This is a genomic window from Streptomyces sp. D2-8 (genome assembly GCF_023184515.1).
In the GTDB taxonomy this organism is placed as follows: Bacteria; Actinomycetota; Actinomycetes; order Streptomycetales; family Streptomycetaceae; genus Streptomyces.
This window is the reverse complement of record NZ_JAAHBP010000018.1, coordinates 212,083-225,621: the sequence shown is the minus strand read 5'-3', so window position 1 is coordinate 225,621 and position 13,539 is coordinate 212,083. Positions and strand designations below refer to the sequence as shown.

Below are 13,539 nucleotides of genomic sequence, written 5' to 3'. Positions count from 1 at the left end.
ATGCGCAGCGGCCGTTCTCTCGCACTTCGTTACTCGACATCTCGAAGCGTGGAGAACGGCCGCCCACGCTGTCCCGGGAAGAACCGCAGGTCAGCAGGACGAGTGACCTGCGATGTTAAACGCCAAGGTTCAGAAGCCGTATCTCAACCGAACGTGATCCGTTGATTTCTGCTGGTCAGGCATGGTGTAGCTCGGAATGAGAGAGGCCTCCGGCGTCTTGTTTCCGCCCCGTGAGCGAAGGGTGCGCGATGGCGTCGGTGCTGGGAATGCTGGAGGAGCGGGAGATAGCGGCCCGTGTGCGGGTGGAAGGCTGCGGGAGGAAGTCGCCCGGTTGGCTGAGGTGTTGGAGGCCGCCGAGATGGCCGATATGGCAACGGCTTCTCACGCCTGCTCAATGCGCGGCGGTGTTGCCGCGGCTGGAGGCAATTCTCAACCAACATGAGCCCGACGACAGTGACCTCGTCCTCCGACGGCGCATCGAAGAGGTCAGCGAGTTGGTCGCCGTCCTGCGCATCTGCGCGGACAAGGACGTTGAGCTCATCCTCGGCAAGCTCCAGGAGCACGGAGCGACCCGTCTTTGAGGGGACGACTCGCGGTTGCGGGACAGCCCTTGAAGCGTGTTGCAGACGGCTTGGACCGCGCGGTGGAGGCCGTCGCCGTGCTGTCGGTAGCCGCGGAGGATCTTGTAGTTCTTCAACCGGCCGATCGCATGCTCGACCCGCGCACTGACCCTCCGGTGCTCCGCGTCGTCGGCTTCTTCTCCGGCCCAGCGGTGGTCGGTCGGGTCGTTGCGTTGAGGAACGACCAGGCCGGTGTTGATATAGGCGCCGTCGCCGAGCACTGCGGGACCCTGACACTGTTCCGGCAGGCCAGAGTTGCGCCACACATGGGCATCGGCCTTGTTGCCTGCTGCCGGGCGGTGGCCACGAGCAGGCGGGTGTCGGCATCGATGATGACCTGCACGGCTCAGTCCTCGCCCCCCACGCATACAACGGAAATGCCCTGATCACGGCCTCTGCAACACCCTTTAGGCTTTCCGGGCCAGCCCGGCGGCGATGAGGTGTTCCCAGACCGTGAGCTCTCGTCTTTCGCCGCTGTTCCACGGGGTGTCGGGCTTGTCGGGACGCCACAGGGACGCGGGGACGATCCCGGGGCCGAGGATCTGCAGGCCGTCCAGCAGGGAGGCGATCTCCGCGTCCGTGCGCCACCGGCCGCGGCCGAACGTCTGCTGGAGGATCTTCTCGGCCTCCATGGTCTCCGGGTTGTTGCCGGAGCGGAAATGGCTGATGAAGAAGTAGCTTCCGGACGGGACCTGGTCGCGCCAGTAACGGACGATGCCGGCCGGGTCCTCGTCATCGTTGACGTGGTGAAGGATGGCGCTGAGGATGACGGCGACGGGACGAGCGAAGTCGACGATTTCGAGCGTGGCGGGGTGAGAGCGGATGCCTTCGGGGTTGCGCACATCGACCGCGACGACGCGGGTCCGGTCGTTGTCCTCCAGCAGTGCGCGGCCGTGGACCAATACTTGGTCGTCGATGTCGACGTAGACGACTCGGGACTCGGGAGCGTGCCGTTGGGCGACCTGGTGGACGTTGTCCGCGGTCGGCAGGCCACTGCCCAGGTCGATGAACTGCCGAATGCCGGTGGTCTTCGTGATCTCCCTGACCGCCCGGGTCAGGGCCGCGCGGTTGGCGAAGGCGATGGCCACCGAACCGGGCAGGTCGCGCTTGAACACGTCGCCGATCTCACGGTCCACGGCGTAGTTGTCCTTGCCGCCGAGCAGGTAGTCGTAGACGCGGGCGATGCTGGGCTTGGCCGGGTCGATGGAGGAGCCTTCGTCCGTCATGGCGGCCATTCTTTCCGCAACGTCGCCTGTGCACCTACGTTTTGGCTCTCCAGCCAGCCGGGTGGCCGCCACCACCGCTGATTCAGCACCGCGTGCGTGAATGAACACCTCACCCAAGCCCCGCTAGCAGCCTCCGCCGCGCCGAAGGCGCATCGGGGCGCGTGTGGAGCGCCGGGCATGCCTTGCACCTGCATTTCCCCGCAGGAAGCGGGACGTCTTTCCTTAGACGACCAGCGCGTCGAGCGCAGCCGCCGCAACGATCGCCTCGCGAGATCAACGTAGGGCAGTGTCGATGAACCGCGGTCGGCCGCCCGGCAGACTTCCCCGCAGAGCCGACCATGCTGGTACGACCGCCGTCTCGGCGCTTCCTGCTTCCTCACTTGGCATGTGCCGCCTTCTTGCCCATCTGGTTTGTCCGCTCTTCACCCGGAGGTCGGGGCGGAGTCTTTGCCCTGCCCTTCCCTGCTGCGATGGGCGTTGCCTGCTCAGAAGTGTTGGGTGTCGAGGCGGGGTGGATGGCGGGCCGTGTGCGTGTTGGGAGTGGCTCGCTCAGCGGCTGAGCGGGCGTGGAGGGGCCGTGCGAGGGCGGGGCGGCCGATGCGGAGGGCGTGTCATCGTTGTGAGCCGGGGTATTTGAAGGGATGGGTGGGGCGGCCTGATCAGGGGCGGATGGGGCCGCTTCTGGCCCTGCCGTGTCTGCGGCGTCGGGGTGTGAGAAGCCGTCGGTGACGATCAGGCCTGCGGCGGCGAGCGCGGCGAGTGCAGCTGCCGCCCCACGCGTTCGGAGGCGGCCGCGGACGGACCCGGACCGATGGTTTTCCTCATGGATACCTGCTGAGGCGCTCGAGGTCCAGGGCTCTTTCGCGGCGGGTGACGAGCTTTGGTGTGTGGTGTCGGCGTGGTGCTCGGCTGCGGGCGGTGTGACGCTGAGCGCGGGACGGGCACCGGGCGCGGCATGGGTTGTCGTGCTCGTTCCGGCGAGACGGGTCAGGGCTTGAGCGCAGTGGCGCGCCATGGGGCGATCTTGTTCTTCCAGACTGGTCATGTCCCGCAGGAGGGTGGCAAAACCGTCGGGCAGGAAGTCCGGGAGGTCGGGCCGGCGGTGCAGGCGCGCTATGGCGGCCTCGAGGGGACCGCCGTCGTACTCGAGTCGGCCGGTGAGGCTCTCGAGGAGGACCAAGCCGAGGGCATAGATGTCTGCGGGCCGGCCGACGGGGCGGCCCAAGACCTGTTCAGGAGAGAGATAGGCCGCCGTGCCGGTCAGGGTGCCTGTGGCGGTGCGGGTGGTGGCGTCCAGCAGCCGGGAGATGCCGAAGTCCGTCAGATGGGGGTGGCCGGAGGAGTCCAGGATGATGTTGGACGGTTTGACATCCCGGTGGACGATCCCCGCCTCGTGGGCGTGAGCCAGGGCATCGGCCAATGCCGCGCCGAGCGCTGCAGCCGCCTCGCACGACAGGGGAGCCTCGGCGATGCGAGATTTCAGGGTGGGCCCGTCGATCAGCTGCATGACCAGGAAGGCATCGCCGTCATGCTGTCCGGCGTCGAAGGCGGTCACCAGTCCCGGATGCTGCAGGCGGGCCAGAATCACAGCCTCGCCGCGGAAAGCATCCTCGGTGTCGAAGCCGGTACCGGCGCGGAAGACCTTCACAGCAACCGGCCGCCGCAGCCGCAGGTCGAATCCGCGGTGTACGTCAGCGGAGCCACCCGAACCGATCAGCGCATCCAGACGGTAGCGGCCCGCCAGAACCCGGGTGCAGCCTTGAAAGTCCCGGGCGCCCCACACCTCGCGCAATCCCACCTCGATCTCCCCACTCCGCACACTCGCACCGCTCGGACGCCCGTCGTCGACGGGCCGTCGAACGCAGGTACCCATCCATCCGTCGCTTGCACAACAATGGGTGGTGGCCCGCGACGTCGGCCCGGACGATACCGGGCGTTATGCCCCGCCCGATGAGGGCCTGGTCGACGCTTGTACGTAGGGCCAGTGCCCCAGTGCGTCGCACTGCCAGAGCCCGTGCCAGCCGGACGGATCAAGCAGCACGGGCCTCACTCCTGGGCGGCGGGACGGCGGCGGTTCATGAGGCGCGGCGCAGCGCGGTGGCCGGGCCGATGATGTCGGGCCCGTACATGTCGCGGACGTGGTCGACGGCGGCTTCGGCCACCAGCCGCGCCTCGCCGGCAGTGTCGAGGCTGATGTGCTCGGCGACCTGGTCGGCGTCGACCAGATCCTCAGCCTTCAACGTCAGGCCGCCAAGGCCGCCTCGCTGCAGACCGGCGGCGTCCATCAGTTCGTAGGCCGCGGTGCGCAGGTCATCATCGTGCGCCGAGGGCTCGGCCAGGCGGCGGGTCTTCGCCCGCGTGGCGCCGTCGGCGAACATCAGCGTCAGGGTCACCGCGCGGGCCGCCTGGTGGCGCCGGCGCAGCAACAACGCGAGCCGCCACGGCATCCAGGAGCGTGGCGCGGACTTCGGCGCCGTCCAGGGTGTGCCGGGGAAAGACGGAGCGGACGGTGGCGGAGGCGGGCAGGCTGCGGGGGACGACCGGGCGGGGGGTCGATGCCGCGGGCGCGGTCGGCGGTCGCGCGGTCGGCGGTCGTGCGGCCGGCCCGGCCGCCCAGGAGGCGCTGCGCCCGGCGGCGCGCCCGCGGTGAGGCGCCCCGCGTTCTGCTCGTCGTGCCCTCCTACACACGGGTCGTGGAGCCCTCCCCCGACCGCAGCAGCTTCCGGGCGCTCGGGCTGGACACCGTCGAGGTCATGAAACGGGCCGGCACCCCGATCGGGCTTCTGCGCATCGCGGCCAACGCCCGCCTCGCCGGTTTCGACGTCCGCATCGTCGACTCGCCCTTCGCCGGCTGGGAGCAGGAACGCCGGCTCGTCGACCTCGGCGCCGGCAGCAGCCTGGTCCGCTACGGCCTCGACGACTCACAACTGCGCGCGATCATCGAGGAGTTCGAGCCGGATGTCGTCGGCGTCCAGTGCATCTACACGGTCCAATGGGGCAACGCGCGCGCCTTGGCCGACCTGGTCAAGGACATCGCCCCGGCGATCGTGACGGTCACGGGCGGCGCCCATCCCAGCGGGGACTGGCAGTACGCCGTACCGGACTCCCCCTTCGACCACGTCGTCATCAACGAAGCCGACCAGACCTTCACCGCGTTGCTGCAGGCGCTGACCGAGGAGCGCGGCGACATCGACGCGGTGCCCGGCGTCGCCTACCGGCGGGCCGATCTCGCCGTGGTGCGAACCACCGCCAAGTCGCCGTACATGCGCATCCTGCCGAAGCGGCAGGGGCTTGATGCTGGACATGCGCCAGTACGAGCAGGCGTACCACTCATCGGGCAAGCGGGTGCGCGAGCACGGTTCCTGGGCGCAGATCTTCTCCACCATCGGCTGCAACGTGGGCTGCGACTTCTGCTACATCCCGATGGTGAACGGCCCTTGGCGGGCGCTCGGCATCGACTGGTTCGACCTGCACCTCGCCGAGATCACCAAGCAGGGTGTGACCGAGGTCCTCATCGAGGACGACCATCTGCTGCACGACCCGCTGTACGCGATGCGCGTCTTCGAACTCCTGCGCAAGCACGACCTGCCGTGGGTGGAGGAGGGCGGCCTGAGCCTGTTCAACCTCGTCCTGCTGCACCTGGGCGAGGAGTTCGCGAACGGCATGGACGACGCCGAGCGACGCAACCCCAACTTCCGCAACGTCCTCTCCGCGATGCGTTCCGGACTGACCTGCCGCGACCTCGTCAGGGCGATGGCCGACGGCGGCTGCTACAGCGTCTACCTCGCCGTGGAGAGCGCCAACGAGGACAGCCTCGAACAGTCCGGCAAGCCCCGTCTCAACGCCTTCCAGAAGGCCACCGGCGAGATCGTGGAAATGTTCACCGAGTACGGCATCCAGGTCACCGGCGGATTCATGCTCGGCTTCGTCAACCCGCCTGAGCAGCCCGGCGCCGAACCGTACATCGAGTCGCTGGAGCAGATCGAGAAGACCATCGACTACGCGGTCACGCTCATGCGCCACGGGATGGCGTACGCCAACCCCTTCATCGTCACCCCGCTGCCGGGCACCAAGATGTGGGACTTCCAGAAGGACTACGTCGTACGCCACTACGACAACGGCTGGTCGCACGAGAAGGCGACCATGGCGACCGAGAGGTGGAGCGCGGAGGACATCGAACGCATGCGGCTGGAGCTGCTGGTGCGGGCCAACGGCGCCGACAAGGTGACCGAAATGGTCCGCCGCGGGACCTGGCCCGTGGACGCCTGACGGGTGCGCGACGCGGTCACGACCGGCTCAGCCCCGGCGGCGCGCCGCACGCAGCGCGTCCGCCGAGGCGAGCATGGCGCCACCGGTGATCAGCACGCAGGCGGCGGCGACGGGCCAGCTCGCGTCGGCCCGTCCCGTCGCGATCAGCAGCGCGGTGGACAGCAGCGGGGCGAAGTACGACAGGGTGCCCAGGAGCCGGATGTCGCCGTGCTTGGTGCCGTGGTCCCAGACGTAGAACGCGCCGCCGACCGGCCCGAGGCCCAGCGCGAGCACCGCGAGCCACTGGCCGCCGTCGGGCCGGACCGTGTCCTCGAACAGCAGGTGGCAGACGGCCGCGAGCACCGCGGTGGCCAGGCAGAAGAACGCCACCGTGTCCGTCGGGACCTTCGGATACCGCCGGTTGGCCACCGAGTACGCCGACCACACCACGGCGCAGACGGCGGCTGCCGCGTACCCGGGCAGGTACTCCCCACGGAACTGGACGCCCTGCCCGCCCGTGACCAGCAGGAAGGTGCCGCCGAGTCCGAGCACCGCGCCCGCCGCGTGCCACCAGCGCAGCCGTTCACCCGGCAGCAGTGCCGAGAACACGACGATCAGCAGCGGCCACAGATAGGCGATGAGGCCGGCGTCGACCGCCGGGGCGTTGCGCAGGGCCACGAAGTAGAAGAAGTGGTAGCCGAACAGGCCCCCGACGCCGAGCACCCAGGCGCCGCGGGGCACCGCGCGGACGAGCTCCCCGCCGCCGCGCAGCGCCCGGGGCAGTCCGAGGACGCCGCCCACCGCGAACGCCATCGCGGTGAGCTGGAACGGCGGAATCCGCCTGGTGAGCGTGGTGAACAGGGCCAGCGACGCCCACAGCAGTACAGCCCCGGCGCCGATCGCGGTGGCTCTGAGCTGGTGCGCCGGGTTCGGTGCGGCGTCGTGCGCCTTCTCCGACGCCGCGGCCCCGGCTCGCGCGTCCCGAGCGTCCACATGTCCTCCAGCCCACCGTCGGCACTTGACGGCCCGTCAACCTGCGACCACACGGGGCATCGCAGGGAGGCGCATCACGTGGACCCGCGCTTTCCGGTCAGCGGGCCGTCCGGAGCCGATGTGGAGGAGCCGGATGCGGCACTCGAGCTCACACGTGCCGATGGTGATGCGTTCCGGCCCGGCGGCAGCGGGAGCGTCGTTGTCATCCACCGCCGAGCCGCACAGCAGTGCGGCACCGTGCGCAGCATGGCGGTCTTCAGGGCGCCCGCGCCCGACAGTGCCGCTGGCGCACCGCCATCGGCGGGTCGGGCGGCCCTGTCAGGTGCACGCTCGGTCATACCCTCCGGGTCCAGGCAGGCGTCGATCAGCAGCGCGTCCAAGCCGCTCGCGCCAGACCGGGGCCGCGTGTGGCGGAAGCGTGTGCCACGGGCTTGCTCACCGGGTTCGACGCCTTCTTGGCGGTAGCAGGGCCGGCAGCAGCGTGGACTTCAGCACGCGGCTGCCGCACCGGCCGTCCAGATGGCCGGCCGGATCCATGGCGAAGGCACGATGCTGCGCGAGTGCGCGGTACGCCCCGCCCGGTCTCGTCGGCGGCGCTACCGCGTCCTGCCGTGTTGCGGTGGGTCCCGCCGCCCGGCAAGGGAGCCGTCGCGCACGTGGCGAATCGGCGTGCCCCCGCCGACCGTGCGCGGCCCGGCCGAAGTCGTCCATGCGCCCGTGTCCCCACAGCGTCAGGAGCGTACCGTTCGCCTTCACGCGCCCTCAGTTCTGCGCCTCCGCATCGAGGCGGGCGAGCCTTTGTTCCCAGCGTCCCCGGCGCTGTTGACTGACGCTCATCAGGAACGTCACCGACCTGCATGCCATCGACGTAGAGGCTCTGTCTCCTATGCGCGGCGCCGTGCGCCCTGGCGTTGCCGGCCCTCGTCTCGGGCTTGCTGGAAGGCGTCGGAGATCGCCTCCGCGGCACCGGAAAGAGCTCCCTGGGTCTTGCCGCGGGCGCCGGACTCGGTGACCTTCCCCGTGAGCTCTGTGAGCCCGGCCGGCTTGCGCGGCCCCGCCTCCAGATCCAGACGGTTGCACGCCTCGGCAAAACGCAGGTAGGTGTCCACGCTGGCGACCACGATCCGTATGTCGATCTTGAGGATCTCGATGCCGACAAGGGAGACCCGCACGAACGCGTCGATCACCAGCCCTCGGTCGAGGATCAGTTCCAGAACGTCGTAGAGGCCGCTGGAACCGCCTCCGCCACCCTGCTGCGTCGCGATGGTCATCGCGGCCACCCCTTGTCGTCTGTCCGTGTGTGCGTGGTTTCACCGGCGCTGTCTGCCGCTGCGACGCAGCCTTTGAGTGCGGGTAACCCCTCCCCTTTGAGATCAAACGCACGTGCGAGTCATTGACGAGGTGGACCTGCGGCGGAGGCCGACGCCTCTCCCCCACCGCCATGACGGCCGGGCTCGATCTCCGGCACGTCCCTTGAGCTGACGCCCCGTTCGCCGTCCGGGCGGGCCTGGCTGATGGATGCCTGGGGCTGGGCGCCCGGCACTTCGGCGGTGAAGGCGGCCGCACTGCCGCGTGTCGACGTGGGCCGCACGATCGTCAAGGAGGGCGACTCGGGCACCCGCACCTACCGGATCCCGGTCGGGATCTCCGGGCACGGCAGCGGGCAGGTCCGCGTGTACGTCCTCGACCCGGACAGCGGCCGGGCCGAGAACCGCCTCGTAACCGTACGGCCCGGCAGCGCCGCGATCGACGTGCCGGTCGAGGTGAAGGGCGACACGGTCTACGGCGATGACGTGGAGCACGACATCGCCGTCAAGGCCGTCCGCAACGCCGTCGTCGGCACGTACCGGGGCGGGCTCACCGTCGAGAACGACGACCCCGAGCCGGTGATCACCCTGTCGCCGGTCTCGGACCTGGTGACCGGGGGCGAGACACTGACCTGGCGGTTGTCCGTGGACACGCCCACGGCGGTGGACATCTGGCAGCCGGTGCGGGTCCTTCCGGTCACCGAGGGCGCCGAGGTGTCCACCTAGAACGTGGACCCGCAGTGGCTCAAGGACTCGTCCGGTGACGTGCCCGATCCCGAGCGGCCACTGTCCGACGCGCACCTGTGGGTGTGGCTGAACATCCCGCCCGGGAGCTCCGGCGTGGACTTCGCCGTGCCGATCGTGCGGGACCAGGTGACCGAGCCGACCGAGTCGACGCGCCTCGCACCGACCGACGACGAGGCCGAGCCGCTGCCCGACGGGCCGGTTCTGACGGGGACGGTGCTCGACAAGCCATAAGCACGATCCACGAGGGACTGTGAAGACCCTCTTGTGCGGGGCCCGGTCTGTCCCGGCCCCGCCCTTCACAAGGTCACGCGGATTCCGTCCAACGCCCTTGTCAGGACCTCGTGGCCCCTTCGGCTCCGGCTGGACATGACTCGTCGACTGCTGAGCGGACGTACAGCATCGTGACGGTCGGGGCCGGGGCCACCAGGACACGGGACCACGGCGGTCTGGACATCGGCTATCGGAAGCGCCTGAGTACGCGTACTCAAACCGCCCGAGCTGTTCGCCCCTGCTCCCCGCATGCCGGTCGCAGCCACACTGGGCCGCCTTGTCCCCGTACGAAGAGGTCTTGATGAGCCGTCTGCTCAGCCTGCGTTCCGCCGCCTCCTGCGACATGTCCTGGATTCATGAACTGCGGCACAGCGTCTACGCCGAGGAGCTGGGCCAGCATGTGCCCCATGCCGAAGGGCGGCTGGTCGACGGGTTGGACGGCGACAACGTCTACCTGGTCGCGGCGCGGGGTGCGGACCGTGTCGGGTTCGTGAGCGTGACGCCTCCGTGGGTGGGCCGGTACGGGCTGGACAAGTACCTGACCCGGGCGGAGCTTCCGCTCCTGGACGAGGCCGACGTCTTCGAGGTGCGGCTGCTCACCGTCGAGCCCGAGGCCCGGGCCGGCGCGGCGGGCGCGCTGTTGATGTACGCGGCGCTGCGCTGGGTCGCGTCCCGGGGCGGGCGACGGGTGGTGGCGATGGGCCGCGCCGACCTGGTCGGCATGTACCGGGCGGCGGGGCTGCGTCCCGTCGGCCTCGGCGTCCGCAGCGGGGCGGTCGATTTCGAGGTGCTCACCGGGGAGGTGTCTGAGCTGTCGCGGGTTGCGTCGGGGCAGCATGCGGCGGCCCTCGCCCGCTTGGCGGCCTGCGTGGACTGGCGGCTGGACGCGCCGTTCGCGCCCCGGCCGGACGGCTGCGAGCACGGTGGGGCGTCGTTCACCGCGGTCGGCGCGGACTTCCGCACGCTGGAACGGCGTCACGAGGTGGTCGCGGCCGACGTGCTCGACGCCTGGTTCCCGCCCGCCCCCGGGGCTCGGGCGGTGCTCGCCGAGGATGCCGGGTGGATCGCCCGCACCTCGCCGCCGACCGGTGCGGAAGGCTTGCTCGCGGAGCTCGCCACGGTCCGCGACCTCCCCCCGGATGCGCTCGCGGTCGGCGCCGGCTCCTCCGACCTGATCTTCCGGGCCTTCGGCCGCTGGCTGACGTCGGCGAGCCGGGTCCTGCTGATGGACCCTGGGTACGGCGAGTACGCCCATGTCGCGGAGCGGGTGATCGGCTGCCGCGTGGACCGGTTCCGGCTGCGGCGCGAGGAGGGCTGGCGCATCGATCCGGTCCGGTTGTCGGCGGTCGTCGCCGGCGGGTCGTACGACCTCGTGGTCGTGGTCAACCCGAACAACCCGACCGGCCGCCACGCACCGGCCGCCGAGCTGCGCAAGGTGATCACCGCCGCCCCGGACCGCACCCGGTGGTGGATCGACGAGGCGTACCTCGGCTACGTCGATCCCGCCGAGTCGCTCGCCCCGTTCGCCGCACGGGACCCGCGCGTGGTGGTCTGCACCTCGATGTCGAAGACGTACGCCCTCTCCGGCGTGCGGGCCGCATACCTGGTGGCCGAGCCGGGAACGGCGGAGGAGCTGCGCCGGTGGACACCGCCGTGGGCCCTCGGGCTGCCGGCCCAGCTCGCGGCGGTGGCGGCACTGCGCGACCCGGCGTACTACACCGGCGTGCTGCGGCGCACGCACGAGCTGCGCCGCAGCCTTGCCGCTGACCTGGCCGCGGTGGACGCGTCGGTCACCGTCGGGGAGTCGGTGGCCAACTTCCTGACGCTCACCCTGCCGCTGGGCGGGCCGAGCGCAGCGTCGCTGGTCGCGCAGTGCCGGCACCGCGGTGTGTACCTGCGGGACCTGTCGCCGCTGTCGTCGTCGTACGAGGGCCGAACGGTGCGCGTCGCGGTCCGTGACACCGGCGAGAACGCGCGCATCGTGGACGCCTACCGGGCTGCCCTCGGTGAACTGCGCGCGGACTCCTTCGCTGCGTCGGGCCTCGGGGCGGCACAGTGACCTCGGTCGCCGTGCTGGCGCCGTGGCTGGGCGGTGCGCTGCTGTTGAGCGGCGTGGTGGTGGGGGCTTCACGGCGGCGGGAGTTGATGATCCGGTGGTGTGCATGGGCGGTGGGCGTGCCGGTGGCGACCGCCGCGTTCTGGTGGGGGCGGCCCGGGATCGCCCTGCTCGCCGGAATCGTCGCGGTGATCGCGGTGCTGGAGTTCGGCGCGCTGACCCGGCTGCCTCGCACCGACAGAGTGATACTCGCCGCCGCCGTGGCAGGGCTGATCATCGCCGCCGCGACGGCACCGGACCAGGTCTGGCGGGTGGGCGCCATCGGGGCCCTCGCCCTGGTCGCCGTACCGCTGGCGGCCGGCGATGCCGAAGACGGACTGCGCCGGCTCGGCACCGGCCTGCTCGGGTTGGTCTGGCTGGGCGTGCTGGCCGCGCTGGCGCCGCTGGGGACGCTCGGCCTGGCCCTTTTCGCGGCGGTGTCGGTCGCCGACGTAGTGGCGTACTTCGCCGGCCCGCGACTGGGCGGGCCCCGGTTGTCACCCCTGTCCCCGGCCAAGCGATGGAGCGGAACGCTGTGCGGCGCGGCTGCGGGCCTGGCCGTGCTCGCGCTGCTGTCGTCGTGGAGCTGGCCGGCGGCGGCCGCGGTGGCCGTGGGCGGACCGGCAGGCGACTTGGTGGAGTCCCTCGTCAAGCGCGGCACCGGGGTCAAGGACTCGGGCCAGTGGCTGGCGGGAGCCGGAGGGCTGCTGGACCGCATCGACTCACTCGTGGGGGCGTTGGCGGTGGTCGTCGTGCTGGGATGAGCGGGCCGGCAGCCCACGGTGAACTCCTTGGCCCAACGGGCAAGGCCATCGCTGACCGGCTGCAACGGGCCGGTCTTACCGCCACGACGCGCGCAAGCCACCGGGCACGAAGGATGCACGGCGTCACCGACGGCGACTGTCGCGCGGTGCGATCATGACCGAGGGCGACCATTCGCTGCGCCTGCGTCGTCGTCCGCGTCGGCCGGATCCTCGATCTGCCGGATCACGGTGAGTGGCGGTCGGACGCGCAGGGGGTGAAGCTGGAGGGGACCGACCAGCCGGGATTCGGCGCCCGGCCACTGCTGCACCGCACCATCCAGACCCAGCTCGACAACCACATCGCCGACCTCTCGCCGGGCGGCGAGGCCGAGCCCGGCGACACGATCGTCGCCGGCGTGCGCGACGACTCCCCGCACCGCCCGTCCGCAAGGCCGGCGCTGACCGCAGTCTCGGCCGCCGCAGGTGAGCGCCTGTGACAGACCCGCCCCTCTCGGGGCCGGGCTCGCACGGGACACCGACGCACCGGGGCGACTCGACGTACACGATGGGGGAACCGGAAGAGAAGCCCTGACGCACGAGGGGAGGCCGGGTTCCCGGCCGCCCGGCTCCGTCACCGGAAGAGAGACGACGATGGCGCACGAAGACGACGCCCAGCAGGCCGTGCCGAACACCCCGGGAATGCGCCCGGACGGCGACGGCGTCACGCGCCGCCGCCCACTGCGGGAGCGGCACGTCCAGGAGACGGTCGAGGTCGCGGTGCCGGTGCGCACGGCGTACAACCAGTGGACGCAGTTCAAGACCTTCCCACGGTTCTCGACCCTGGTGCACGGCGTCGAGCAGGTCAGGCCCACCGTGACCACCTGGACCATCGGCTACGGACCCCTGCGCCACCGCTTCGCGGTCGAGATCGTGGAGCAGGACCCCGACGCCTACCTGGCCTGGCGCGCTCTGGAGCAGACCCCCTCCCACCAGGGCGAGGTCGAATTCAGGCCGACGGAGTCCGGCGGCACCGCGATCACCGTCCGGATGCTCCTGGAACCGCAGGGAGCCGCGAGGATCCTCACCCGCTCGTCCAGGTCCGCCCGGCTGACCGCCCGGCTGGTGCGCGGGGAACTCATGAACTTCAAACGGTTCATCGAGGGACTGGGGCAGGAGGGCGGGGCCTGGCGCGGCATCATCCGCAACGGCCGTGTGCAGCACGATCACCCGGAACCGCCCAGGAGCCGCGTGGCCCAGTGGCCCGTCGGCTGACCTGCGCACCGGACAAGA

Annotated in this window: 13 protein-coding genes and 2 pseudogenes; 9 read left to right on the top strand and 6 right to left on the bottom strand. The window is 70.7% G+C overall.

Annotated elements, in window-relative coordinates:
• The first annotated feature begins 248 nt into the window (after window positions 1–248).
• Window positions 249–581, top strand: coding sequence for a hypothetical protein (locus G3I77_RS28290; RefSeq protein ID WP_248508123.1), 333 nt, complete (start codon window positions 249–251; stop codon window positions 579–581).
• A 38-nt stretch (window positions 582–619) separates the two neighbouring features.
• Here G3I77_RS28290 and G3I77_RS28285 read toward each other — a convergent pair.
• The 4 genes and pseudogenes from G3I77_RS28285 to G3I77_RS28270 form a co-directional block, all read right to left on the bottom strand.
• A pseudogene (locus G3I77_RS28285) lies at window positions 620–963 on the bottom strand (transposase family protein); the annotation flags it as partial.
• A 64-nt stretch (window positions 964–1,027) separates the two neighbouring features.
• Window positions 1,028–1,846, bottom strand: coding sequence for an SAM-dependent methyltransferase (locus tag G3I77_RS28280; protein WP_248508122.1), 819 nt, complete (start codon window positions 1,844–1,846; stop codon window positions 1,028–1,030).
• 376 nt (window positions 1,847–2,222) lie between these two features.
• On the bottom strand, window positions 2,223–3,644 hold the full coding sequence (locus G3I77_RS28275; protein ID WP_248508121.1) for a serine/threonine-protein kinase: 1,422 nt from the start codon (window positions 3,642–3,644) through the stop codon (window positions 2,223–2,225).
• A 277-nt stretch (window positions 3,645–3,921) separates the two neighbouring features.
• Window positions 3,922–4,293 carry a hypothetical protein gene (locus G3I77_RS28270; protein ID WP_248508120.1) on the bottom strand — a complete coding sequence of 124 codons (372 nt, stop codon included), beginning with the start codon at window positions 4,291–4,293 and terminating at the stop codon, window positions 3,922–3,924.
• Between the two features lie 108 nt (window positions 4,294–4,401).
• On the opposite strand from G3I77_RS28270, the pseudogene G3I77_RS40945 reads away from it, so the two are divergent.
• Window positions 4,402–4,947, top strand: a pseudogene (locus tag G3I77_RS40945) (cobalamin-dependent protein); the annotation flags it as partial.
• 193 nt (window positions 4,948–5,140) lie between these two features.
• Window positions 5,141–6,115 carry a radical SAM protein gene (locus G3I77_RS28260; RefSeq protein WP_248508119.1) on the top strand — a complete coding sequence of 325 codons (975 nt, stop codon included), beginning with the start codon at window positions 5,141–5,143 and terminating at the stop codon, window positions 6,113–6,115.
• 27 nt (window positions 6,116–6,142) lie between these two features.
• On the opposite strand, the gene G3I77_RS40940 is transcribed toward G3I77_RS28260, so the two are convergent.
• Window positions 6,143–7,087 carry a DMT family transporter gene (locus G3I77_RS40940; RefSeq protein ID WP_248508118.1) on the bottom strand — a complete coding sequence of 315 codons (945 nt, stop codon included), beginning with the start codon at window positions 7,085–7,087 and terminating at the stop codon, window positions 6,143–6,145.
• Between the two features lie 884 nt (window positions 7,088–7,971).
• The gene (locus tag G3I77_RS28250; RefSeq protein ID WP_248508117.1) at window positions 7,972–8,358 is read right to left on the bottom strand and encodes a gas vesicle structural protein GvpA; all 387 of its coding nucleotides are present in this window, start codon (window positions 8,356–8,358) and stop codon (window positions 7,972–7,974) included.
• Between the two features lie 243 nt (window positions 8,359–8,601).
• Between G3I77_RS28250 and G3I77_RS41290 the strand changes: the two genes are divergently transcribed.
• The 6 genes from G3I77_RS41290 to G3I77_RS28225 all read left to right on the top strand — a co-directional run bounded on the left by G3I77_RS41290 (window position 8,602) and on the right by G3I77_RS28225 (window position 13,521).
• Window positions 8,602–9,120: a hypothetical protein gene (locus tag G3I77_RS41290; protein ID WP_374387044.1), complete on the top strand. Its 519-nt coding sequence runs from the start codon at window positions 8,602–8,604 to the stop codon at window positions 9,118–9,120.
• A 3-nt stretch (window positions 9,121–9,123) separates the two neighbouring features.
• A complete protein-coding gene (locus G3I77_RS41285) occupies window positions 9,124–9,372 on the top strand; it encodes a hypothetical protein (RefSeq protein ID WP_374387041.1) in 249 nt (82 codons plus the stop codon).
• Between the two features lie 340 nt (window positions 9,373–9,712).
• Window positions 9,713–11,470, top strand: coding sequence for a histidinol-phosphate aminotransferase family protein (locus G3I77_RS28240; protein WP_248508116.1), 1,758 nt, complete (start codon window positions 9,713–9,715; stop codon window positions 11,468–11,470).
• On the top strand, window positions 11,467–12,270 hold the full coding sequence (locus G3I77_RS28235; protein ID WP_248508115.1) for a phosphatidate cytidylyltransferase: 804 nt from the start codon (window positions 11,467–11,469) through the stop codon (window positions 12,268–12,270). Before G3I77_RS28240 ends, G3I77_RS28235 begins: the two co-directional genes overlap by 4 nt.
• 254 nt (window positions 12,271–12,524) lie before the next feature.
• Complete coding sequence (locus G3I77_RS28230) at window positions 12,525–12,746, top strand: hypothetical protein (protein WP_374387036.1); 222 nt, start codon at window positions 12,525–12,527, stop codon at window positions 12,744–12,746.
• A gap of 154 nt (window positions 12,747–12,900) precedes the next feature.
• The gene (locus tag G3I77_RS28225; RefSeq protein ID WP_248508114.1) at window positions 12,901–13,521 is read left to right on the top strand and encodes an SRPBCC family protein; all 621 of its coding nucleotides are present in this window, start codon (window positions 12,901–12,903) and stop codon (window positions 13,519–13,521) included.
• Window positions 13,522–13,539 lie beyond the last annotated feature (18 nt).

Bases quoted from the DNA above. Each gene is read 5' to 3' on its own strand.
- G3I77_RS28240 (WP_248508116.1), top strand. From the start codon at position 9,713: ATGAGCCGTCTGCTCAGCCTGCGTTCCGCCGCCTCCTGCGACATGTCC.
- G3I77_RS28225 (WP_248508114.1), top strand. From the start codon at position 12,901: ATGGCGCACGAAGACGACGCCCAGCAGGCCGTGCCGAACACCCCGGGA.
- G3I77_RS28270 (WP_248508120.1), bottom strand. From the start codon at position 4,293: ATGCCGTGGCGGCTCGCGTTGTTGCTGCGCCGGCGCCACCAGGCGGCC.
- G3I77_RS41290 (WP_374387044.1), top strand. From the start codon at position 8,602: ATGGATGCCTGGGGCTGGGCGCCCGGCACTTCGGCGGTGAAGGCGGCC.
- G3I77_RS28260 (WP_248508119.1), top strand. From the start codon at position 5,141: ATGCTGGACATGCGCCAGTACGAGCAGGCGTACCACTCATCGGGCAAG.
- G3I77_RS28250 (WP_248508117.1), bottom strand. From the start codon at position 8,358: ATGACCATCGCGACGCAGCAGGGTGGCGGAGGCGGTTCCAGCGGCCTC.
- G3I77_RS28280 (WP_248508122.1), bottom strand. From the start codon at position 1,846: ATGACGGACGAAGGCTCCTCCATCGACCCGGCCAAGCCCAGCATCGCC.
- G3I77_RS28290 (WP_248508123.1), top strand. From the start codon at position 249: ATGGCGTCGGTGCTGGGAATGCTGGAGGAGCGGGAGATAGCGGCCCGT.